17 protein-coding genes and 1 other annotated feature are annotated in these 22,472 nt (G+C 64.8%); of the genes, 4 read left to right on the forward strand and 13 right to left on the reverse strand.

Annotated elements, in window-relative coordinates:
- Positions 1-129: 129 nt before the first annotated feature.
- From VGN68_RS12830 to VGN68_RS12845, 4 genes are read right to left on the reverse strand one after another with little or no spacing between them, the layout of a single operon-like run.
- On the reverse strand, positions 130-1,974 hold the full coding sequence (locus tag VGN68_RS12830) for a tetratricopeptide repeat protein (protein WP_327477268.1): 1,845 nt from the start codon (positions 1,972-1,974) through the stop codon (positions 130-132).
- Positions 1,975-3,351, reverse strand: coding sequence for a PEP-CTERM-box response regulator transcription factor (prsR, locus tag VGN68_RS12835; protein WP_327477270.1), 1,377 nt, complete (start codon positions 3,349-3,351; stop codon positions 1,975-1,977).
- Entirely contained in the window at positions 3,348-5,507 is a 2,160-nt protein-coding gene (prsK, locus tag VGN68_RS12840; RefSeq protein WP_327477272.1) for an XrtA/PEP-CTERM system histidine kinase PrsK, read from the reverse strand. Before prsK ends, prsR begins: the two co-directional genes overlap by 4 nt.
- A complete protein-coding gene (locus tag VGN68_RS12845) occupies positions 5,486-6,874 on the reverse strand; it encodes a TIGR03013 family XrtA/PEP-CTERM system glycosyltransferase (protein ID WP_327477274.1) in 1,389 nt (462 codons plus the stop codon). Before VGN68_RS12845 ends, prsK begins: the two co-directional genes overlap by 22 nt.
- A 135-nt stretch (positions 6,875-7,009) precedes the next feature.
- Between VGN68_RS12845 and VGN68_RS12850 the strand changes: the two genes are divergently transcribed.
- On the forward strand, positions 7,010-8,044 hold the full coding sequence (locus VGN68_RS12850) for a mannose-1-phosphate guanylyltransferase (protein WP_327477276.1): 1,035 nt from the start codon (positions 7,010-7,012) through the stop codon (positions 8,042-8,044).
- An 11-nt stretch (positions 8,045-8,055) separates the two neighbouring features.
- Here the strand turns inward: VGN68_RS12850 and VGN68_RS12855 are convergent, their stop codons facing one another.
- Positions 8,056-9,345, reverse strand: coding sequence for an HD-GYP domain-containing protein (locus VGN68_RS12855; protein WP_327477278.1), 1,290 nt, complete (start codon positions 9,343-9,345; stop codon positions 8,056-8,058).
- Positions 9,346-9,529: 184 nt separating this feature from the next.
- On the opposite strand from VGN68_RS12855, the gene VGN68_RS12860 reads away from it, so the two are divergent.
- Together VGN68_RS12860 and VGN68_RS12865 are read left to right on the forward strand one after the other, a co-directional pair.
- A complete protein-coding gene (locus tag VGN68_RS12860; RefSeq protein ID WP_327477279.1) occupies positions 9,530-11,674 on the forward strand; it encodes a catalase in 2,145 nt (714 codons plus the stop codon).
- Between the two features lie 103 nt (positions 11,675-11,777).
- Positions 11,778-12,140 (forward strand): RidA family protein, encoded by a 363-nt coding sequence (locus VGN68_RS12865; protein ID WP_327477280.1) that lies wholly within the window; start codon positions 11,778-11,780, stop codon positions 12,138-12,140.
- Positions 12,141-12,304: 164 nt separating this feature from the next.
- On the opposite strand, the gene VGN68_RS12870 is transcribed toward VGN68_RS12865, so the two are convergent.
- Positions 12,305-13,693, reverse strand: coding sequence for a helix-turn-helix domain-containing protein (locus VGN68_RS12870; protein ID WP_327477281.1), 1,389 nt, complete (start codon positions 13,691-13,693; stop codon positions 12,305-12,307).
- Between the two features lie 139 nt (positions 13,694-13,832).
- Here VGN68_RS12870 and VGN68_RS12875 point away from each other — a divergent pair, with 139 nt between their 5' ends.
- Positions 13,833-15,425 carry an isocitrate lyase gene (locus tag VGN68_RS12875; protein ID WP_327477282.1) on the forward strand — a complete coding sequence of 531 codons (1,593 nt, stop codon included), beginning with the start codon at positions 13,833-13,835 and terminating at the stop codon, positions 15,423-15,425.
- 134 nt (positions 15,426-15,559) lie between these two features.
- Here the strand turns inward: VGN68_RS12875 and VGN68_RS12880 are convergent, their stop codons facing one another.
- The 7 genes from VGN68_RS12880 to VGN68_RS12910 form a co-directional block, all read right to left on the reverse strand.
- The gene (locus VGN68_RS12880; protein WP_327477283.1) at positions 15,560-16,288 is read right to left on the reverse strand and encodes a carbonic anhydrase; all 729 of its coding nucleotides are present in this window, start codon (positions 16,286-16,288) and stop codon (positions 15,560-15,562) included.
- Between the two features lie 36 nt (positions 16,289-16,324).
- Complete coding sequence (locus VGN68_RS12885; RefSeq protein WP_327477284.1) at positions 16,325-17,323, reverse strand: TerC family protein; 999 nt, start codon at positions 17,321-17,323, stop codon at positions 16,325-16,327.
- Between the two features lie 73 nt (positions 17,324-17,396).
- On the reverse strand, positions 17,397-17,579 hold the full coding sequence (locus VGN68_RS12890) for a hypothetical protein (RefSeq protein WP_120216033.1): 183 nt from the start codon (positions 17,577-17,579) through the stop codon (positions 17,397-17,399).
- Between the two features lie 240 nt (positions 17,580-17,819).
- Positions 17,820-19,316 (reverse strand): SulP family inorganic anion transporter, encoded by a 1,497-nt coding sequence (locus VGN68_RS12895; protein ID WP_327477285.1) that lies wholly within the window; start codon positions 19,314-19,316, stop codon positions 17,820-17,822.
- A gap of 60 nt (positions 19,317-19,376) precedes the next feature.
- Positions 19,377-19,432 (reverse strand) — a sequence feature (sul1 is cis-regulatory element that is thought to sense ions involved in sulfur or methionine metabolism; They are found in Alphaproteobacteria).
- Positions 19,433-19,550: 118 nt separating this feature from the next.
- Positions 19,551-20,873: an amidohydrolase gene (locus VGN68_RS12900; protein ID WP_327477286.1), complete on the reverse strand. Its 1,323-nt coding sequence runs from the start codon at positions 20,871-20,873 to the stop codon at positions 19,551-19,553.
- An 84-nt stretch (positions 20,874-20,957) separates the two neighbouring features.
- A complete protein-coding gene (locus tag VGN68_RS12905) occupies positions 20,958-21,611 on the reverse strand; it encodes a DUF4893 domain-containing protein (protein ID WP_327477287.1) in 654 nt (217 codons plus the stop codon).
- Positions 21,612-21,684: 73 nt separating this feature from the next.
- The gene (locus VGN68_RS12910) at positions 21,685-22,470 is read right to left on the reverse strand and encodes a 3-hydroxybutyrate dehydrogenase (protein ID WP_327477288.1); all 786 of its coding nucleotides are present in this window, start codon (positions 22,468-22,470) and stop codon (positions 21,685-21,687) included.
- Positions 22,471-22,472: the final 2 nt, after the last annotated feature.

Raw genomic sequence — 22,472 nt, forward strand, 5'->3', positions numbered from 1 at the left:
GTCGAGCGAAGTCGAGACACGCTTGGGAAGCGTTAGCCTTCGCCTGTCTCGACTTCGCTCGACACGAACGGGATTATATGTTTTGCTTCAGCGCTATCTTCCGCGGTTCGTCGTCAGCCGCCATTTCCCCTAACGCCCCACCTGCACCGCTTTCTCGCGCAAATCCGCCGCTGCCTGCCCATCGCCGCGCTTTGCTAGCAGGTCGGCGTAAATCCGCATAATCTCCGCATTCAGCGGTTGCAGCCGGTACGCCCGGTCGATCAGCGCCAGCGCGCGCACCTCGTCACCATTCGCCGCCCACGCGCGTGCCAATTCGCGCAGCACCACGACGTCGCGATTGCCGATCCGCGCGCGCACGCGCTCGAAATGCGCAATCGCCTCGTCCCAATGCGCCAGGTCCATCGCCAGATGTCCGGCCAGCCGGTCTGCCGCAATACTCGACGGCTGGCTGTCGCGAAGCGCCAGGATCGCCGCGCTAGACCCGGCGGTATCGCCCGCGCGGAACAGCGCATTGGCGAGCCGGAGCGTTGTGCGTTCACCCGCGTCCAGATCACGCGCGGTACGATACGCCTGCACGGCGACATCAAACCGCCCCGCCGCCAGCGCGGCATCACCCAGCAGGATATGCGCGTCGCCCACGCCGCGGTTCGCATCGCGCAGCCGGGTCGCCCGCGCCACCGCTTGCGCGCCATTGCCATTCGCAACATCCGCCGCAATCGCGGGGATCGCCACCGCCGGATTCAGCGGCTCGCTATCGGCGGCCCGACCCAGCAAACCATAGTCGTAATTGACCGCAAACGGCGCCGCCTCGCCGCGCGACAGCGACGCTGCGCGCGCCTGATAATCGGCGGCCTTGCCTTGCCGCCCCAATTCGCTCGCCGCCCGCGCCGCCAGCAACAACGACCAACTGTCGGCGTCGTCGCGGTCGACGATCGGCAGCAATGCCTCAATCGCGCCGTCGGGGTCGCCATCGGCCCAGTTCGCCGCCGCCAAAATGCGCCGCGCGGTAAAATTATAAGGCTGCTCGACCAGCAGCCGGTCGGCCCAGGTCGCCGCCACCGCCTCGCCGCCCAGCTCCAGCTCGACGATCGCGCTCAGCAGCATGAAGCCGGGCAAATCGTCGATCTCGCCGCGGGTGCGCTGGAGCAGGCTGCGCGCCAGCCGAAAATTGTCCGCGCGCGCCGCGAGCACCGCTTGCAGATAATAGATTCTGGGGTCGTCCGGCACGATCGTCGCTGCGTGGCGCAGCGCGGCCAGCATATCGCGGTAGCGCCCGAGGTCACCCAGCGTCGCGGCTTGGTCGATCAGCGCCTTGGCATTGTCGGGATCGGCGGCCAGCGCCTGATCATACCATGGGAGCGACGCCTTCAGCCCCGCTGCGGTGCGGATCAGGTTCGCCTTATATGCCAGCGCCGCACTGTTCGCCTTGTCGAGCTCGATCGCATAATCGACTGCATCGCGCGCACCCGCGGTATCGGCATTGGCATCGCGAAAGCGCGCGACATCGACCCACAGCGCGGAATTGCGCGGCAATTCGCGCACCGCGCGGTCATAGGCATCGCGCGCCGCGTCAAGGTCACCGTTCGACAGATGAACATCGCCCGCGACCCATGCCGCCTCACCGATCATCTCGGGAATAATCGGCCCGCCATCGATCGTTTCCAGTGCGCGCTGCCCCTCGCCCTGCATCGCAAAGGCGCGCGCCAGCAGCGGCCGCAGTGCCGCGTCATTGCCGCCCGCCGCGAGCGCGCCGTTCACCGCGGCTTCGGCGCCCACCCCGTCGCCCAGACTGATCGCGACGCGCGCCAGTTCGACGCGCTCGGCAATCGCCTGTGGGTTATCGGCAATCGCCTCCTGCAATGCGGCGCGGCGTTCCTCGAACGCTGCCCGCGGCGCATCGGAGCCAGCGTCGCCACACCCCGCTAGCGGCGCCGCCAGCAGCAGCGCGCCGATCCAGACCCGGCCAAAGCCCATTCAGGCCTGCATCCGATATTGCTTGAGCAGGTCGTACAGCGTCGGGCGGCTGATCCCGAGCAGCTTGGCGGCGGCCGAGATATTGCCCTCGCTCTGCGTCATCGCTCGCCGGATCGCGACGCGGTCGGCCGCCTCGCGCGCGCTGCGCAGGTTCAGCCATGCTTCCTCGCCATCCGCGGTGCCGTTCGCCAGATCAAGGTCGTCCTTCGTCACCAGCTTGCCATCGGCCATGATCACAGCGCGCTTGATCCGGTTTTCCAACTCGCGGACATTGCCCGGCCAGCGCCCTTCGTCGATCGCCTGCAACGCATCGGGCGCAAAGCCGCGCACCGCGGGGTTCATCTGCGGCGCATATTGATGCAGGAAATGGCGCGCCAGCAGCACGGCGTCGCCGGGACGCTCGGCGAGCGACGGAATTTTCACCACCATCTCGGCCAGCCGGTAATAAAGGTCGTCGCGAAAGCTCTGCTCGGCAATCATCGAGTCGAGATCGCGGTGCGTCGCGCACACGATGCGGGTATCGACCGCGATCGGCTTGCGCCCGCCGATCCGCTCGATCGTCCGTTCCTGCAAAAAGCGCAGCAATTTGACTTGCAGCGGCAGCGGAATGTCACCGACTTCGTCGAGGAAGAGCGTGCCGCCATGGGCCAGTTCGATCTTGCCTTCGGTCGTCTTGACCGCGCCGGTGAACGCCCCCTTTTCATGCCCGAACAATTCGCTTTCGAGCAGATTTTCGGGGATTGCGGCACAGTTGATCGCGACAAACGCCCCGTCGCGTCGCCCGCTCGCCTGGTGCAGTCCGCGCGCCAGCAATTCCTTGCCCGTGCCGCTCGCGCCCAGTAGCATCACGCTGACATCCAGGTTCGCGACGCGCTCGATCGTCCGCGCGACCTTTTGCATTTCGGGCGCGCCGGTGATCATCCCGCCGAGGACGCGGTTGTCGCTGCTCCCCTGCTGCGCCAGCCGCGCATTTTCGACCTCCAACTCGCGAACGTGAAAGGCGCGCCGGACGATCAGTCCAAGCTCGTCGATGTCGATCGGCTTCTGGTAAAAATCCCACGCACCGCTGGCGATCGCCGCCAGCGCGCTCGCGCGTTCGCCATGCCCCGACACCACGATCACCTTGGTATCGGGTTTTGCCTCCAGGATTGCCGACAGGGTACGAAACCCCTCGCGCGTCCCGTCGGGATCGGGTGGCAGTCCCAGATCGAGCGTCACCACCTCGGGCTCCTCGGCGCGCAGCAATTCGATCGCCGCATCATGGTCGCCTGCGATCAGAACCCGATAATCTTCATACGCCCATTTGAGCTGCGTCTGCAGCCCCGGGTCATCCTCGACCACCAGCAATTTGCGGATCTTGGCGCCGCTCTCATTCATTGCGATGCTACTTTCTTCATCGGGGTCTCGGCGTCGATCCCGGCGTCGGCCAGCGGCAACCAAAGGGTAAAGCTGCTGCCCTGACCGGGTTCGCTCTCGACGTCGATCGCGCCGCCCAGTGCCTGCGCGATGTTGAGCGCCTCGAATGCGCCCAGGCCAAAACCGCCGTCCTTGGTCGATACAAAGGGCTTGAACAGCTCGTCGCGAATGAAGGCGCGCGTCATGCCGCTGCCCTGATCGATCACATCGATCCGCGCGCGGCCATGTTCGGACACCGCCACCACCTGCACCGGCGAACCGGGTGCCGACGCATCGATCGCATTGGCGACCAGATGCTGGACGATCTGCCGCACGGACGCCGCATCGGCCCACGCCGCCAGACCCGCCTGACAGCCGACGAACAGCGCGCGGCGCGGCCGCGCTTCGGCGGCGATGTCGTTCAGGATCGGTTCGATCAGTACCCGCCCCGCCTCGGCCGCGGCGCCGCGGGCACGCGGCGCCAGCCGTACCAGCAGGTCGCTCAACCGCCCGGCCGAAATTTTCAGCGTTTCGACCATGTCGGCGCGAAACTCCGGCTTGTCGGCGTGGCGTTCGGCATTGCGGGCGAGCAGCCCGATCTGGCTCGCCAGATTTTTGATGTCATGCATGATGAAGGCAAAGCGGCGATTGAATTCGTCGAACCGCCGCGCCTCCGACAGGGCTTCCTGGCTCTGGGATTCGGCCAGATAGCTGGCCGCCTGCTGCCCCGCGATGCGCAGCACATCCAGGTCTTCCCAATCGAGCGCGCGCGACACCGGCGGGCGGTGCAGCACAACCACCGCGATCATCCGCTGGAAATGCAGGATGGGTACCACCACCCACGCACGGGCGTCGGCGATCAGCCAGTCGGGGATCGCCAGATCGTCGCCAGCCGCATGGCCGCCGCCCCCTGCGCCGCGGCGCTGCGTATCCAGATCGACGATGTGCCGCGTCTCCTGCAACATGAACGCCGACCGCAGCGACAGCGTCCGGTCATCGCCACCGACATCGACATCGACCGGCCAGTGCCATTGCTCGGCAACCGCAAATCGCCCCCCCGCCGTCGGCAGCATCAACAACGCGCCGGGGCTGCCGGTCAGTTCGGCCAGCGCCTTGGCGACGCGGCGATAAAGGTTGCGGTCCTCTTCGCCCTCATCCTCGTTGGCCCCCTGCCCCAGCGTGGCGGTGAAGCGCATCCATTCGGTGCGATAATCATAGCGATGCTCGAAAAAATGTTTCGTGATCATCACCGACAGCCACGCACGCACCCGCGCCGACACGATCAACAGCCCCCCGGCGCCCAGTGCGACGACCAGCGAGGCGGCCTGCGCCAGTTCGGCATAATCGCCGCCGATCACGCGCGCGATCGCGCCGGTCAGCCCGATGACGATCAAATAGGCGGCGCCGCCGATCAGGATCAGCGTCCGCGTCGCCGCGGTGCGCGACAGACGCATCCGCTCGCGCCCGATATCCATCGCGGCGACGACATAAGTCGGCAGAGTCAACAGCGCGACCGCGGGCAACAGCTGGATCAGCGTGGCCGCCCGTTTCCCGGTCAGCGCGCCGATCAACTGCACGTTCAGTTCATACGCCCACAGCATCGCAAATCCGCCCGCGACCGCCATCACCGGCATCCGCAGACCGGCGCCCGCGTGGCGCACCCCGCTATCGACGATCAGCAATCCGCCGACCGCAACGATCATCGCCGCAAGGATGAGCGTTGGCGCCATCCACGGCTCCGCTTCCGCCCCGGCATACCAGTGCGCGACGGCGCCCAGCACCAGTGCCAGCGCAGCGATGGTGATCAGCATCCGCAGGATCAGGCGCAGCGGCCGCGACATCGGCGCGGCGGGGGACCAGAAGGTGGCGCTCAGCCACCCCAGCATCGCCAGATCGCGAAGTGTTTGCACGACAAAGGCTTGCGAAGATCCCGGCCCGAATTGCGCAAGCGCCGCGCACCATAATGCCGTGGCCGCAGCCGCCAGCGTCAACAGCCGCGGCGCGGGCATCAGGACGGCCATCCGCGCTTTGGGCCGCGCCAGCAACCACAGCGCAACGACCGAAAAGCCGACCAGCGCTAGCACCGCAAAGGTTTCGGAAAGTCCGGTCAGCATGGTCAGCGCGCGCCGTCGGGCCACAGCACGACGCGCACCGTCTGCAACAGGATCAACAAGTCGAGGAAGGGCGAATAATTTTTCGCATAATAGAGGTCATATTCCAGCTTGACCCGCGCATCCTCGACCGACGCGCCATAGGGGTAATTGATCTGCGCCCAGCCGGTCAGTCCCGGCTTCACCATATGCCGCTCGGCATAAAAGGGCATCTTCTGCTCAAGTTCTTCGACAAAGCTTGGCCGTTCGGGGCGCGGGCCGACAAAGCTCATCTCGCCTTTCAGCACGCACCACAGCTGCGGCAACTCGTCGATCCGCAGCTTGCGGATGATCCGCCCGACCCGCGTGATCCGCGGATCGTTCTCGCTCGCCCACACCGCCTTGCCCGCGGCCTCGGCATCGGTCCGCATCGACCGGATCTTGTAGATGTCATAAGGCTCGCCAAACAGGCCGACGCGCGGCTGGCGATAAAAGACCGGCCCGCGGCTGTCGAGCACCACCGCAATCCCCGCAATCAGGATCAGCGGCAGCCCGACGATCAGCACGATCAGGCTGGCGACGATATCGAACAACCGTTTGCCCACCTTCGAAATCCGCTGTCCCGCCGAAAAGCCGTCCGAAAAAATCAACCCGCTGGGGTTCGTCGTCGCCAGGTCGACGCGCCCCGTCTCGCGCTCGATAAAGCTGGCGATATCATTGACATGCACCCCCGTCGTCTTGACCCGCAGCAAATCGTTCAGCGGCAGCGCATTGCGCCGCTCCTCCAGCGCCAGCACCACCTCGCCCGCGCGCAGCGCCACCACATGCTCGGACAGATTGGGAATGTCCTCGCGTGGCACCGCGCCGACGATCTTTTTCTCGGCACCGCTCATCGCGACAAAGCCGACGATCTCCAGCCCGCTGCCCGGCTCATCCGCCAGCGCCGCCAGCCGCGCCGCACGCGCGCCCGCGCCCAGCACCAGGATCCGGCGCCGAAACGCTTCCGCGCCCGCCGATTGCGTCAGCGCCAGGCGGATCAGGAACAGCGCCGAAATCGCCATCGCCATCGCATACAGACTGTTGGCGCGCCACAAGGTCGCGGTGGGCAACAGGAACCCGACCACCGACAGGAAAATCACTCCCAGCGAAATCGCCGCGAGCAACCGCGCGGTGGCGAACCGCATCGAGCGCAGCCCCTCATTGCCGTACATGCCGGTTGCCATCATCGCGAGCGAATTGGCCACGGCAAAAGTCGCCAGCGGGAGCCAGCGCTCACCCAGCGGCCCGGCGTCAAACTCCGCCTGATTGGCATAAAGATGCCATGCCGCCTCGGCCGAACCGAGCAGCGCCAGAAATTCGATGAGCGCCAGCCAAACGACGGCGTGCGGCACATAATGTTTGAACAGCCGGAACATGGTAAGACGGGCAACCCTTTCGCGTCAGCCGATACTACAAGCGAGGCGTGTACTGTCGGTTAATTTTACACTCACGATGCGCCGGGCAGTCCAAGGGGGGATGACCTGCCGCACCCAAGGCGATAGACCCGCGCGATGACCGATCTAATTCAACCCGTCATCCTGTGCGGTGGCGCCGGAACGCGCCTGTGGCCGGAATCGCGCGGGACAAGCGCCAAACAGTTCCTGCCGCTGACCGGCGCGCAAAGCCTGTTTCAACAGACCCTCGCGCGCACCCCCGCCGATGCCGGATTTGCGCCCCCCATCATCCTGTGCGGCGCCCCCCATGTCGCCGCGGTGGGGGACCAGATCGGCGCTTACCAGGCATCGCTGCTGGTTGAACCGATGGCGCGGAATACCGCCGCGGCGATCGCCCTCGCGGTCGCGCGCGCCGACGCCGACACGCTGCTGCTCGTGATGCCCAGCGACCATGTCATCGCCGATGGCGCCGCCTTCCACGCCGCGATCGCCAAAGGCGCACGGCTGGCGCAGCAGGACTGGATCGTTACCTTCGGCATCACTCCCGACGCGCCCGAAACCGGGTTCGGCTATATCGCCAGCGGCGCGGCGCTGGGTCAGGATGGTTTCGCGGTCGATCGTTTCATCGAAAAGCCGCCGCTCGCCGATGCACAGGCAATGCTCGCCGCGGGCGGCTACAGCTGGAACGGCGGCATTTTCCTGTTCCGCGCCGGGCGGATGCGCGATGCGATGCTCACCCACTGCCGCGCTATTTTCGAAGCCGCCGACCGCGCCGTCGCAGCCGCCATCATCGACGGCGACGCGCTCTATGCCGATGCCGTCCATTTCGCCGAGGCGCCATCGGATTCGATCGATTATGCGGTGATGGAAAAGGACGACCGCGTCGCCGTCGTCCCCGCCGCAATGGGCTGGTCGGACCTCGGCAGCTGGCAAGCGGTTCACACCCTCGCGGCCAAGGACGCCGCGGGCAACGCCGTCACCGGCGACGCCTTTCTCCACGATAGCCACGGCAATCTGATCCGCACCGGCGGCAAGCGCGTCTCGCTGATCGGCTTGAACGATGTTGCGGTGATCGTCGACGGCGACGACATCCTGATCATGCCGCTGAACCGCTCGCAGGACGTCCGCGTCGCCGCCAAAGCGCGCGAGTAGCGCTCCCGATTTTAGCGGGTCGCGTCCCCGGTATCCGCTGCCAGTACCCGCGCCACCGTCGCCGGCCAATCGTCGAAGCGCCAGAATTTCTGGCTCGCGCGGCCCAGGATCCGCAGCTCGCGCGTCATTGGCCCGATTTCGCAGTCGAACGGCGGACATTCGGCCAGCAGGTCGCAATCGAAAAACACCCGCACCGCGATTGCCTCGCCGCTTTCGCCCGCGCTCCCGATGACGATGCCCAGCATCCCGTTCGACAGCGTGACCAAGGTGCCGACCGGAAAAATGCCCAGGCTGTCGGCAAAGCGATCGAGCAACTGCTCATCGAAATGTCCTGTCCAGCCCTGCATCGCGGTCAACGCCTCGCACGGCGTCCACGCCGCCTTGTACGGCCGGTCGGACGTCACCGCGTCATAGACGTCGCAAATCGCCCCCATCCGCGCATAGAGCGACAGCTCGCCATCGCCCAGCCCATCGGGATAGCCCGACCCGTCCATCTTTTCATGGTGGCGCAGGCACACCTCGAGCGCCGCCGCCGGAATGTCCGATGATTGCGCCAGCAACGCATGCCCCGCCAGCGGATGGCCTTCGACCGATGTCCGCTCGCGCAGCGTCAGCTTGCCGGGCTTCAGAAGGACATCGTCGGCAATCGCGACCTTGCCGACATCGTGGAGCAACCCCGCGACCCCCAGCGCCTGCATCTCGGCCTCGTCCAGCTTCAGGTGACGGGCAAAATTGATCATCAGCGCACACACCGCGACCGAATGGAGATAGGTATATTCGTCCTTCTGCTTCAGCCGGACCAGATTGATCAGCGCCCGCGAATGGCGCGCGATCGAATCCCCGATCGCTTCGGCCAGCGGCGCGATTTTGCTGCCATCGACGGCGCGGCCCATGCGCGCCGATCCGAACAGGTCGATCACCGCGCGCCGCGACTTGTCGATCACCCGCGCCGCCCGGCGGCGTTCCTGCGCATAGGTGGCGGGACGCACCGGACGCGCGCGCGGAGGCGGTGCAAAAATCTTCGTGCGGCGCCGTTCGACCCCGCGATACGGCGGCGCCATGCCATCCGCCGCTTTGCGGCGATCATTGGCAAAGGCGGCGTCACCAACCCCTGCCGCCATCCGGCTGCGGCGGCGATCGACGATCACCGCCGTCACCTCGGACTGTCGGATGCGCGCCAGTTGCTCTGCCGTTTCCACCAGGAACCGGCTGCGCCAGAACGGATGATCGATCCAGCGCCCGTCGAACCCGTCGACGAACATGCCGATTTCGACCTGTTCGGGTTTGAGATGAAGCAACATGGGTCCGGTCCTGTTCGGGTGGCCGCGACAGCCCCGACATTGAATTAACGTCCGAAACGGATGAAGTTTTAGGTGAAGCACCCCGACGCCCCGCAAGCCATGCGAACTTTACCTGTCTTGGATGCAACTGCGCTGGGCGCAGCGGGTTGATAGCGTGTCGCCTTCCGCGGCGGAAGGAACGACCATGCCCAAAAAACCAGCCCCCTCGCCCGCCACCGACCACCAGCTGCACGACCATCAGCCCGGCGCCGGACAGCCCGCGTTCGCCACTGAACAAGGCAATGGCGGCGAGCTGCACCAAACCGCTTCGGACGGTGCCGACTCCGCCGCCTATCTCACCGACAACTTCGGCCATCGCATCGCCGACAACCAGAATTCGCTGCGCGCCGGCGAACGCGGCCCGACTCTGCTCGAGGATTTTGTCCTCCGCGAAAAAATCTTTCATTTCGACCATGAGCGGATCCCCGAGCGCATCGTCCACGCACGCGGCTCGGGCGCGCACGGCGTGTTCGAATGCACCAAGGCGATCCCCGGCCTGACCAAGGCGTCGATCTTTCAGACCGAAGGCGCAAGCTGCCCGGTATTCGTCCGCTTCTCGACCGTCGCGGGCGGCGCCGGATCGGTTGATACCCCGCGCGATGTCCGCGGCTTTGCGGTCAAGCTTTACACCGACAGCGGCAATTGGGATCTCGTCGGCAACAACATCCCGGTCTTCTTTATTCAGGATGCGATGAAATTCCCCGACCTCGTCCACAGCGTGAAGATGGAGGCCGACCGCGGCTATCCGCAGGCCGCCAGCGCCCACGACACCTTCTGGGACTTCATCGGCCTGATGCCAGAGGCGATGCATATGATCATGTGGGCGATGTCCGACCGCACGATCCCCCGCAGCCTGCGCATGATCGAGGGTTTCGGCGTCCACACCTTTCGCTTCGTCAATGAAAAGGGCGACGGAAAATTCGTCAAATTTCATTGGAAACCCGTACTCGGCATCCAGTCGACGACGTGGGACGAGGCGGTCAAGATCGCCGGGGCCGATCCCGATTTCCACCGCCGCGACCTGTTCGAGGCGATCGACGCCGGCGACTTCCCGGCGTGGGATCTCGGCGTCCAGGTCTTCGACGAAGCCTTTGCCGCCAAGCAGCCTTATGACGTGCTCGACGCCACCAAGCTGATCCCCGAAGACGATGTGCCGGTCGAGATCGTCGGCCGCATGACGCTCAACCGCAACGTCGACAATTTCTTCGCCGAAACCGAACAGGTCGCCTTCTTGCCGTCGAACATCATCCCCGGCATCGACTTCAGCAACGATCCGCTGTTGCAGGGACGGCTGTTCTCCTATCTCGACACGCAAAAGTCGCGGCTGGGGACGACCAATTTCCATCAGATCCCGGTCAACGCGCCCAAATGCCCGTTCCACAATTTCCAGCGCGACGGGATGATGCAGACACTCGTCCCGACCGGGCGCGCCAATTACGAGCCCAACAGCCTGGCCGAAGCGGGCGAGAACGGCGGGCCGCGGCCCAGCCCCGCAACGGGCTTCAGCACCTTCACCACCAATGACGAACGCAATGATCCGGCCCAGAAACTGCGCATCCGCGCCGAACTCTTCGCCGATCACTTCAGCCAGGCGCGGATGTTCTACCTGTCGCAGACCGAAAATGAGCAGGCGCATATCGCCTCGGCGCTGGTCTTCGAACTGTCGAAGGTCATGCTCGATCACGTCCGCGTCCGCGTCGTCGGTCAGCTGCGCAACATCGACGAAGACCTTGCCAAGCGCGTTGCCGACGGCCTCGCGATCGACCTGCCGGCCAAGGAAAAGGCGGCGCGCGCGCCGGTCGATCTCAAACCCTCCGACGCGCTGTCGATCCAGAAGAACGCCGATGACACGATGGAGGGCCGCAAGGTCGCGATCCTGTTTGCCGAAGGATCCGACAAGGCGGCGATCGACGCGCTGAGAGCCACGATCGAAAAGGCGGGCGGCACCGCTTTTCTCGTCGCGCCCAAGGTTGGCGGCATCAAGGTCAAGGGCGGCACGCTCAAGGCCGACGGCCAGCTTGCCGGATCCCCGTCGGTATTGTTCGACGCCGTCGCGTCGATCCTGACCGAGGAACAGGCAGTGCTGCTGTCGAAACAGGGTGCCGCGGTGCAATGGTTCATGGACGCCTTTGGCCATTGCAAGACGATCGCCCACGATGACGCCACCCAGATCCTGCTCGACAAGGCGGGCGTGGAAAAGGACAGCGGCGTCGTCGCGCTCGACGGTTTCGCCAAGGTCGGTACGCGCCGTCATTGGGCGCGAGAGGCCAAGGTGCGCGACCTGGCCTGACAGTAAATCGGGCGCGCAGGACGATTGGGAATATCGCACGCCCCGCGCGTGCGATATTCCCCGCGACCACGGGCATCGCGCCCGATCGAGTCTGGAGCCCAACATGACGTCGCAAACGCAGCGCGCCCCGCATTATTCGCCCTTCACGCGCGGCGCTGGCCTGATCTTCACATCGGGCCAGCTGCCGCTGCGACCGGGCCGCGACACGTCGCTGGCCAGCGCTTCGTTCAAGGAACAGGCGCAGCAGGCCCTCGCCAATTTGCAGTCGGTCCTGAGCGATGCCGGTGCCGATTTGGCGCAGGTGGTCAAGACGACGGTCTATCTCAGCGACATGGCCGACTGGCCCGAACTCGACGAAGTCTACGGCCAATTTTTCGGCGCCGCGCGTCCGGCACGGAGCGTGGTGCCGACGGGGCCGCTCCATTTTGGTTTCCGGATCGAAATCGAAGCGATTGCGCTGGCTTGATTTGGGAAGCGGCCTATCTGTCGCCACTCAAGGTTCGCTTCTATTTCGTCATCCCGGCGAAGGCCGGGATCTCACCCTATCGTAAGTGCGCACCGGCGAGATCCCGGCCTTCGCCGGGATGACGCGGAAAATCCTAACTTGAACCCTAAGCGGCGGCGCCGCCCTCAATCGCCCGCAAAATCAAACGCCGACACCCCGCGCTCGCCATCCCGGAACCGCAAAGGACGACCCAGCGGCGGCATCGACCGTTGCACACATCCGGTGCGCGTACAGCGGCGGCAGCCCAGCCCGATCGGAGTTGCGGGGCTGCGCATCAGGTCGATCCCCCGCGCCGCGATCAAGGGCGCCGCGACCTTGGCATCGACCCCGACGCACACCGCAAAGCGCGCCGGCGTGCCGCTGCCAGTCGCCCCCGGCGCGGCAACCGAACGCGATTGCGTGAACCAGCGCGAACCATCTTCCAGCTCGACCAGATCGGCGATCACTTCGCCGGGGCGCGCAAAGGCTTCGTGGACGCCCCACAGCGGACAGCGCGTGTCACCATCGACCAGCGGCGACTGGCTCGCCCCGGCATAGCGTTTGCTCCCCTGCCCCGCGCGGTCGATGCGCAGCATGAAGAAGGGCAACCCGCGCGCGCCGACGCGCTGCAGCGTCGTCAGCCGGTGCGCGACCTGCTCATAGCCCGCGCCGAAGCGCCGCTGGAGCAACAGCAGGTCGTATCCCGTCGCGTCGCACGCGCGCAGGAAGCGGCTGTACGGCATCATCAAGGCCGCGGCGAAATAATGCACCAGATGCCGCTCGAACAGCCGCGCCGCCGCGCTCTCGGCAAATTCCGCGCCCGCGACCAGCGCGTCGATCTCGCCCTTCGCCTCGATCTGCGCCAGCGTCGCCGCGGCCTGAAAGGTACGCGACGCGGGGCGCAACAATTCGCTCAGCATAAGTTGCCGCGCGTGCCAGTCGAGCCAGCGCAGCCGATCGGGCATCACATCACTCGGCAAGATCCGGATTCCCAGCTGGTGCCGGGTGCGCAAACGCTCGGAAATCGTACCATACAGGTCGCCGCCCGCCAGCCGCAGTTCGTCGGCCAGTTCCTCCGCCTTCGCATCCAGATCGGCGAAATGGTTGCGCCATTTCTCGATCGCGCGGCGCACCGCGGCAACTTCGGGCGCTTCTTCCTGTAAAGTTGCCGAGCCCTCGGGCGCGACGTCGAACAGCCGGGCAAAGGCCGCGGCGGTCGTCGGCGCGGTCGCGAGCCACTCCTCGACCTCCTGCGCGCCGATCCCCAGATCGGCAAAGCGTGCATCGGATAATCGGCGCCGCAATCCCGCTGCGCCGCCCGGCACCGCGTCAACGCCCAGCGTCGCCGCATCGAAGCCGAACCGCTCGGCCAACTTGACGATCACCGTGGCGCTCAGCGGCCGCTGGCCATGCTCGATCAGATTGAGGTAGCTTGGCGAAATATCCAGCGCCTCGGCCATCGCCGCCTGCGTCATCCCCGCCTCGCGCCGCACCTTGCGCACCGCCGGCCCAGCAAACACCCGTCGCTCCGCCATCGTTTGTAACTTTCTTTACTGATTTACATGCCGATTTACACCGATAGGCCATAATTCACAATTATTATTGACAAAGCTTTTCACTTTCCGCGGCACCTTCGCCAACATTCACCCATCACTCCGCACAAGGACAAAGACGATGGGTTATCAGGAAGACATGGCACAGGCAGGCCGCCTCATCCGCGACTACGACGGCACATGGGACGGCATCAGCGGCGAAAGCGTCGCCCGCATGCGCGCCCAGAACAAGTTTCGCACCGGCCTCGACGTCGCCCGCTACACCGCGCGCATCATGCGCGCCGACATGGCCGCCTATGACGCCGACCCCGCCAACTACACCCAGTCGCTCGGCTGCTGGCACGGCTTTATCGCGCAGCAGAAGATGATCTCGATCAAGAAGCATTTCGGCACCGTCAAGGGCCGCTACATCTATCTCTCGGGCTGGATGATCGCCGCGCTTCGCAGCGAATTCGGTCCGCTGCCCGACCAGTCGATGCACGAAAAGACCAGCGTCCCGGCGCTGATCGAGGAAATCTACACCTTCCTCCGCCAAGCTGACGCTCGCGAACTGGGGATGCTCTTCCGTGACCTCGACGCCGCACGCGCCGAGGGCGACGAGCTCAAGGCGAAGCAGATCCAGTCGGCGATCGACAATCATGAAACGCACGTCGTGCCGATCATCGCCGACATCGACGCGGGTTTCGGCAATGCCGAGGCGACCTATCTGCTCGCCAAGAAGATGATCGAGGCTGGCGCCTGCGCGCTCCAGATCGAAAATCAGGTCTCGGACGAAAAGCAGTGCGGCCACCAGGACGGCAAGGTCACCGTGCCGCACGAGGATTTCATCGCGAAGATCCGCGCCTGCCGCTACGCCTTCATGGAACTCGGCGTCGAGGACGGCATCATCGTCACCCGCACCGACAGCCTCGGCGCGGGCCTGACCAAGCAGATCGCATTCTCCAAGGAGCCGGGCGACCTTGGCGACCAGTATAACAGCTTCCTCGACTGCGAAGAGGTCGACGGCGCGGGCAACCCCGGCGACGTCCTGATCAACCGCGACGGCAAGCTGATGCGCCCCAAGCGCCTGCCCTCGAACCTCTATCAGTTCCGCCCCGGCACCGGCGAGGACCGCTGCGTCATGGACTGCATCGCTTCGCTCCAGAACGGCGCCGACCTGCTGTGGATCGAGACCGAAAAGCCGCACATCGAACAGATCGCCGGCATGGTCGACCGCATCCGCGAAGTCGTCCCGAATGCGAAGCTCGCCTATAACAATTCGCCGAGCTTCAACTGGACGCTGAACTTCCGCCAGCAGGTCTATGATGCGTGGGAGAAGGACGGGCAGGATGTCAGCGCCTATGACCGCGCCAAACTGATGAGCGTCGATTATGACGGCACCCCGCTGGGCGACGAAGCCGACAACCGCATCCGCACGTTCCAGCGTGATTCGGCGAAGCGGGCGGGCATCTTCCACCATCTGATCACCCTGCCGACCTATCACACGGCTGCACTGTCGACCGACAATCTCGCCAAGGAGTATTTCGGTGACGAAGCGATGCTGGGATACGTCAAGGGCGTCCAGCGCGCCGAAATCCGCCAAGGCATCGCCTGCGTCAAGCACCAGAATATGTCGGGCAGCGACATCGGTGACGACCATAAGGAGTATTTCGCCGGTGAAGCAGCGCTCAAGGCCGCTGGCAAAGACAATACGATGAACCAGTTTGCGGCATAAAGTCCGCGGCTAATCCAGCTTGGCGCGGGGTCAGCGACCCTGCCCCGCGCCTCCCGAGCTTTCCTGGGGAGGAAAGCCTGTCCGTCGGAAGCCGCAAGGCCTCCGGCGGACATTTTCCTTTGCACCGCTGCCGATCAGCCGCGATCGAAGAAATCGACCGCGCCGGTATCCAGATCATAATAAGCGCCGACAATCATCAATTGTCCCTGCTCGAGCGGATTGCCGATCAGCGGTTCTTTCGTCTCGCGCAACTGGCGCACCACATGGCGAACATTGATGTGGACCGCATGATCGACAAGATCATCGCCCTTAACACTGCTGCGCGCCTCGACCACCGCGGGCAGCATCGGCTGCACCATCCGGCTGAGCGCGGGAGGCAGTTGCTTGTTATCGGTCACCAGTTCGGTGGCGGCGGCGACTGCGCCGCAGCGCGAATGGCCCAGAACGACGATCAAGGGTACGCCGAGCGCCGCCACGGCATAAGCCAAGCTGCCATAGCCTGCATCGTCGACGTAATTGCCCGCCGTTCGCACGATGAACAATTCGCCCAACCCGGCGCCGAAAAGATGTTCGGGGCCGACGCGCGAATCGGCGCAACCGACGAGCGCCGCGAACGGCGCCTGCCCTTTCGCCAGCCGCAACCGCTCAGCGGTACCGATCGCGGCCGGATTACGGCGGTCGGTAACGAACCGGCGGTTGGCCTCCATCAGCCGCGCCAACGCCTGCGACGGGGTCAGATTGGTCTTGGTCGGGGCATCGGCGGCGGCGACCGCCGGGGTCGATGCTACCGCCGCGGTGGCCGCCGCCACCCCGGCGGCAACCATCAGCGAACGGCGGTCGGTTTCAATCCTGTCGATACGCATGAATTGTCTCCCTTGGAAAAATGATCGCAACGTAAATCAATGCGCGCTTGGCGCCGCGTCGATCGCATCGTCACCGCGCGTCTTGACCAGCGACCAGATAATGCCACCCGCGATCAACGCGACCGTCACGCCCAGGCTGATCAGCGGCGGGAATTTGTCGCCGCCCAGAATGAAGTCGGCGACGAAGATCTTTGACCCGATGAACACCAGAACGAGCGCGAGCGCATATTTGAGGTAATGGAAGCGGTGCACCATCGCCGACAGCGCGAAATACAGCGCGCGGAGGCCCAGGATCGCCATGATGTTCGACGTATAGACGATGAATGTGTCGGTGGTGATCGCAAAGATCGCGGGGACGCTGTCGACCGCGAACACCAGGTCGGCGAGGTTGATCACGACCAGCGCGAGGAACAGCGGTGTCGCCGCCAGCACCAGCTTGCCGGTCTTGCTGTCGGGCACGCGCACAAAGAATTTCTCGCCGTGCAACTCGTTCGTGATCGGGATGTGGCGCGACAGCCATTTGACCACCGGGTTGCCCGCGACGTCCATCGGCTTGTCGCCCGCGAACAGCATCTTGATGCCCGTGAACACCAGGAAGGCGGCGAACACATAGAGCAGCCATTCATATTCGGTGACCAGCGCCGCGCCGCCCGCGATCATGATGCCGCGCAGCACGATTACCGCGACAATGCCCCACAACAGCGCGCGATATTGGTAGCGCGGCGGGATCGCGAAGGTGGCGAAGATCAGCGAGATGACAAAGATATTGTCGATCGATAGCGCCTTCTCGATAAAGAAGCCAGTGTAATATTGCAGCCCCGCCTCGCCGCCCTTCGCGGCCCAGACCCAGGCGCCGAACGCCATCGCGATACCGATGTAGAGCGCCGAGAGCTTCAGGCTCTCACCGATCCCCATCTCCTTGTTTTCCTTGTTCAGAATGCCAAGGTCAAAGGCGGTGAGCGCCACGACCAGCGCGATAAACGCCAGCCAGAACCAGGCCGGGGTGCCCAGCCAGTCGGCAGACAGAAATTCCATGGTGATGATCCCTGGTGTACGCCAGAAGGCGCCGTCCCGGCGGGACGACGCTTCCGGTCTCGATTAAAAGGATTTAGCGTGCGAGCGCCGGACGCAGCGACAGCGCCGCCAGCCGCCGCTTGACCGCGAGCTTCAGCGTTTTCAGCCGCAGTAGCCGGAATGGATCGGCACCGCGCCGCCGCGCCTCGCGCCGCGCCGCCTCGTCCAGCTGGCGGTGCAGCAGGGTCAGCCGATAAAGATTGGGATTGAGCGTCATGAACTTGGGCCTCCTGATTGATAATCAAGCAGGTGACGCCGATGCCGGACCCGGGTTTAAGGGGGGAGGTAGGCCCAGAGCATCGGTGTCACCCGATGCGGTCCGACATCACGTGGCGGGAAACATCCCGCCGACGCCAGAGGGGCCCGGCCCGCACGATCTCGATTTAGGTGGAGCATGTGACGGTTTCAAGACCCGCCCATGGGCTCTAGAAAATTTTCCGAACGCTGCCGCAGACGGTCAATGCGGCGCCAATCCAATCTCTACACCCGTCTTGTCGTGAAGTGCGAATTTGTCGATGATGTCGGCGCTGGCACGATTGTATCCGACAACCTCCACCCCCCGCCCATCGCGCCGCAGCTTGGCGACGATTTTGTCGAGTGCTCCGACTCCCGAAATATCCCAGAAATGCGCTGCCGAAACGTCGATCAGAACATTGTTGGTCCGGTCCTCGGTTTGAAACGCGCGGGTGAAGCGATCTACTGAAGCGAAAAATATCTGGCCGGTGACGCGATAGGTCGCGGTCATTCCATCGGCCGACACCTCACGCTCAACGGCGAACATCCGCCGCACCTTGCCGGCAAAGAAAACCCCCGACAACAATACTCCGGCGAGGACGCCGAGCGACAGGTCATGCGTAGCCACCACCACGATCACCGTCGTCAACATGACGATCGACGATGTTGGCGGATGGCGGCGCAAATTGGGAATCGAATTCCAGCTGAATGTGCCGATCGACACCATGATCATCACCGCGACCAGCGCTGGCATCGGCACCTGCCCGACGAACGGACCAAGCGCCGCCAGCAGGAACAGCAGGAATGCCCCCGCGGTAAAGGTCGACAACCGACCGCGCCCACCCGAGGTTACGTTGATCACCGACTGCCCGATCATCGCGCAGCCGCCCATGCCGCCAAAGAAAGCCGCGACGATGTTCGCCCCGCCCTGCCCGGCACATTCGCGCTGCTTGTCGCTGTCGGTGTCGGTCATGTCATCGACGATCTGCGCGGTGAGCAGGCTTTCGAGCAGCCCGACCGCCGCCATGGTGAGCGAATATGGCAGGATGATCTGAAGCGTTTCCCACGTCAGCGGCACATTCGGCAACGCAAAGGTCGGCAGACCTTCGGGCAATTTGCCCATGTCGCCCACCATATTGACCGGCAGGTCGAAACCGATGCTGATCGCCGACAGGATCAGGATTGCAATCAGCGGCGAAGGCACCGCCTTGGTCAGGCGCGGCAACAGATAAATGATCGCCAGCCCGCCCGCGACCATCGTATAGGTTTGCCACCCGACGTTGGTCAGTTGCGGCAACTGCGCCATGAAGATCAGGATCGCCAGCGCGTTGACGAAGCCAGTGATGACCGACCGCGACACGAACTGCATCAAAAGGTCGAGCCGCAGCAGCCCCGCGACGATCTGGATCAGTCCCATCAGGATCGTCGCCGCGAACAGATATTCGACGCCATAATCGCGCACCAGCGGGATCACTAGCACGGCGACCGCGGCGGTCGCGGCAGAGATCATGCCGGTGCGCCCGCCGGTAAAGGCAACGACCATCGCAATTGCTACCGAGGCATACAGCCCGACGCGCGGGTCGACCCCGGCAATGATCGAAAAACCGATCGCTTCGGGAATGAGCGCCAGCGCGACGACGATCCCGGCCAGAATTTCGCGGCGCAGCGACGCGCCGTCGGTGAACCACTGCTGGCGATAGGAAGACAAAGAAACAGACATTGAAAATCCACAACAAGGCACATGGCGCCAGCTTGGACGCGAACAGGATTTCATGTGTGATGTCGTCCGGCGGATCGGCGGCCGGAATAGCCACCCGGATTTGCACCGGGTCCATGCGAGTGGCGCGGCGCCTAGCTTGATGTCCGATCTAAAGCAAGCCTTGCGAAAGCGCCGCCCAAAGCGGCACCCGCGAGGGGCGTCTCAATTGCCCCAGTTTCTGAGGTCGAAGCCCCCTTACTTCCCCATCAACTTCATCGTCATCGCCGTCAGCGCCTCGGTCGCCGTCGCGATCACTGCGGGGGCGTCGGGCGCCCAGAAGGGAGAGTGCAGGCTCGGTAGGGTCCGGCCTTCCTTTTTCGCTGCGTCATATTCGGCCTGCGGCACGCCGCCGACCCAGATGATCAGGCTCTTGATATCCTTGTCGTCGCGGGCAAAGCGGCCGAAATCTTCGCCGCCCATCACCGGCGGCACCTGCACGACGCGTTTCTCGCCGAAACTGGTTTTCAGAAACGCCGCCATCTCCTCGGTGAAATCAGGGGTGTTGAAGGTGGAGGGGGTGAACTCGTCCTTCTGCACGCTCACCACCGGCATCTTGTCCTCGGGCATCCCCGCCGCAATCGCCTCGCCCTTCGCGACGCGCGCGATGCCGTCGAGCAGGTGACCCCGCACTTCGTCGGTGTAGCTGCGCACCGTCAGTTGCAGCTTCGCCTCGTCCGAAATGATATTATGCTTCGCCCCCGCGTGGAAACTGCCGACGGTCACCACCGCACTGTCGAGCGGGCTGATCTCGCGCGAGACCAAGGTCTGCAACGTCGACACGATGCGGCTGGCCAGCACGATCGGATCCTTGGTCGTCTGCGGATAGGCGCCATGACCGCCGACGCCCTTGACCAAGATGTCGACGCTATCGACATTGGCCAGCGCATAGCCCGGCGTATAGCCGATGACCCCGGCGGGAAACTGCGCCGCGTCGTGGAACGCCAGCGCATATTGGGGTTTAGGAAAGCGGGTATAAAGCCCGTCCTCCAGCATCATCCGCGCGCCCGCGCCGCGTTCCTCGGCGGGCTGGCCAATCATGACCAGCGTCCCCGACCAGTTCGCCTTGTTCGCCGCCATCAACCGCGCGACGCCGACCCAGGCGGTCATATGCGTGTCGTGGCCGCACGCGTGCATGACGCCGGTCTCGACCCCCTCTGCGGTGGTCACGCGCACCTTCGACGCGCCGGGCAGCCCGGTCTGTTCGGTCACCGGCAGCCCGTCCATATCGGCGCGCACCAGCACGACTGGCCCGGGGCCGTTCTTCATCACCGCGACGATGCCGGTGCCGCCGACCTTTTCGGTCACCTCAAACCCCAGCTTGCGGGCCTCCGCCGCCAGGATGCCCGCCGAGCGGACTTCCATGAAGCTGAGTTCGGGGTTGGCGTGCAGATCGTCGTAGATTTTCATCAGCGAGGGCATCTGCTTCTGCACCTCGCCGCCCAGCTGCTGTGCCGCCGCGGGGGCTGCCCCCGAAACGATCAGCGCCAGCGCCGCGGCGCCTGTCCACAAATTCCGCATTGTCATTCCCCTGTACCAAGCACTCATGAGCCGAACCTAATCCGTTCGTGTCGAGCGGGACGTAAGCATTTTTTCAATCGAACGTCAGCCCGCCGGGACCAGTTCTATCACGTCGACCAAGGATTCATACGCCGGCGCTGGCAGCACCAGCCGCCAGCGATTGTCGCCGATCCGTTCGACCAGCCCCGCCATGTCGCGCATCCGGTCGCTGCCATAATTGACCGCCATCTTCTCGTCGCCCAGTTCCAGCGTGCCAAGGAAAATCTGGCGTTTCAGATTGTCCGGAAAGATCAATCCGACGGGTCGCTGCGACCCGGTCAGCTTGGTCAGGCTCGACAATCCCTGTTCGGTCGCCACGCGGCAGCGGAACCAGTCATAGGCGATATAGCTCAGCCCGCTGCGCCCCTTCGCGCCGATCTTGATCGTGCGGCAACGGTAATCGCCCGCGGGCATATAGGCGTTGGGCAGCGCCGCCATCGGTTGCAGCAGCACGCCTTCGCGGTCGATGGCGGCGCCATGACCCTTGGCGCGCGCGTCGGCCAGCGCCGCTTCCCAGCTGGCGTACCAGCCGCGAAGCCGTCCCTTGTCCTGCTCGGTCGCCGTCGCGCGCCAGCTGCCCGTCGCGGGCGGCTCGTCGGCCGCCGACGGCGGCAGTGCCGGCACCACCGGTACTGACTGGCACGCGCCAGCGGTCAGCCCCAGCAAAAGGGCGAAAATTACCTTGGCGCGACCCATCATTCTCCGTCTCTCCCCTGATCCGGTTGCGTTAACCTTAGGAGGGCAAAGGAGAATGCTCAAGGCTCGCGGCGCATTAGGCCGCAGTCCACCCGCCATCGACGCTCAGGTTGGCGCCGGTGATGTTCGCCGCCTCGTCGCGGGTCAGGAACGACGCCAGCGCCGCGACCTGTTCGACCGTCACGAACTGCTTGGTCGGCTGCCCCGCCAGCAGCACGTCGTTGATCACCTGCTCGCGCGTCATCCCGCGCGCCTTCATCGTGTCGGGAATCTGCCCCTCGACCAGCGGCGTCCACACGTAACCGGGGCTGATGCAATTGGCGGTGATCCCCGCGTCGGCCACTTCCAGTGCGACGGTCTTGGTCAGCCCGACCAGCCCGTGCTTAGCCGCGACATAGGCCGATTTGAACGGCGAGGCGACCAGCGAGTGCGCCGACGCGGTGCCGATGATCCGCCCCCACCCCTTTTTGCGCATTCCAGGTACCGCGTGGCGGATGGTGTGGAACGCCGACGTCAGGTTCAACGCCAGGATCAGATCCCATTTCTCGACCGGGAAATCCTCGATCGGCGACACGAACTGCGTCCCGGCATTGTTCACCAGGATGTCGACCCCGCCCATATCGGCATCGGCGCGCGCGAACATCGCGGCGATCGCATCGACGTTGGTCAGGTCGGCGCCGTCGTATAGCGCCTTGCCGCCGCTGAGTCCTTCGAGCGCGACGCGCTCGGCCTCGATCGCCGCGGCATCGCCGAAGCCGTTGATGATGACATTCGCGCCCTCGCTCGCCAGCGCCTTGGCGATGCCCAGCCCGATGCCCGACGTCGATCCGGTGACGAGCGCGGTTTTTCCTTGCAGACGCATGT

This window comes from Sphingopyxis sp. (assembly GCF_035998965.1).
Classification (GTDB): Bacteria; Pseudomonadota; Alphaproteobacteria; order Sphingomonadales; family Sphingomonadaceae; genus Sphingopyxis.

Excerpts from the sequence above, each read along its gene's own strand:
- VGN68_RS12900 (WP_327477286.1), bottom strand. The coding sequence starts at position 20,873 with ATGCGGAATTTGTGGACAGGCGCCGCGGCGCTGGCGCTGATCGTTTCG.
- VGN68_RS12845 (WP_327477274.1), bottom strand. The coding sequence starts at position 6,874 with ATGTTCCGGCTGTTCAAACATTATGTGCCGCACGCCGTCGTTTGGCTG.
- VGN68_RS12895 (WP_327477285.1), bottom strand. The coding sequence starts at position 19,316 with ATGTCTGTTTCTTTGTCTTCCTATCGCCAGCAGTGGTTCACCGACGGC.
- VGN68_RS12865 (WP_327477280.1), top strand. The coding sequence starts at position 11,778 with ATGACGTCGCAAACGCAGCGCGCCCCGCATTATTCGCCCTTCACGCGC.
- VGN68_RS12905 (WP_327477287.1), bottom strand. The coding sequence starts at position 21,611 with ATGATGGGTCGCGCCAAGGTAATTTTCGCCCTTTTGCTGGGGCTGACC.
- VGN68_RS12860 (WP_327477279.1), top strand. The coding sequence starts at position 9,530 with ATGCCCAAAAAACCAGCCCCCTCGCCCGCCACCGACCACCAGCTGCAC.
- VGN68_RS12875 (WP_327477282.1), top strand. The coding sequence starts at position 13,833 with ATGGGTTATCAGGAAGACATGGCACAGGCAGGCCGCCTCATCCGCGAC.
- VGN68_RS12880 (WP_327477283.1), bottom strand. The coding sequence starts at position 16,288 with ATGCGTATCGACAGGATTGAAACCGACCGCCGTTCGCTGATGGTTGCC.
- VGN68_RS12850 (WP_327477276.1), top strand. The coding sequence starts at position 7,010 with ATGACCGATCTAATTCAACCCGTCATCCTGTGCGGTGGCGCCGGAACG.
- VGN68_RS12885 (WP_327477284.1), bottom strand. The coding sequence starts at position 17,323 with ATGGAATTTCTGTCTGCCGACTGGCTGGGCACCCCGGCCTGGTTCTGG.
- VGN68_RS12910 (WP_327477288.1), bottom strand. The coding sequence starts at position 22,470 with ATGCGTCTGCAAGGAAAAACCGCGCTCGTCACCGGATCGACGTCGGGC.
- VGN68_RS12830 (WP_327477268.1), bottom strand. The coding sequence starts at position 1,974 with ATGGGCTTTGGCCGGGTCTGGATCGGCGCGCTGCTGCTGGCGGCGCCG.
- VGN68_RS12855 (WP_327477278.1), bottom strand. The coding sequence starts at position 9,345 with ATGTTGCTTCATCTCAAACCCGAACAGGTCGAAATCGGCATGTTCGTC.
- prsR (WP_327477270.1), bottom strand. The coding sequence starts at position 3,351 with ATGAATGAGAGCGGCGCCAAGATCCGCAAATTGCTGGTGGTCGAGGAT.
- VGN68_RS12870 (WP_327477281.1), bottom strand. The coding sequence starts at position 13,693 with ATGGCGGAGCGACGGGTGTTTGCTGGGCCGGCGGTGCGCAAGGTGCGG.
- VGN68_RS12890 (WP_120216033.1), bottom strand. The coding sequence starts at position 17,579 with ATGACGCTCAATCCCAATCTTTATCGGCTGACCCTGCTGCACCGCCAG.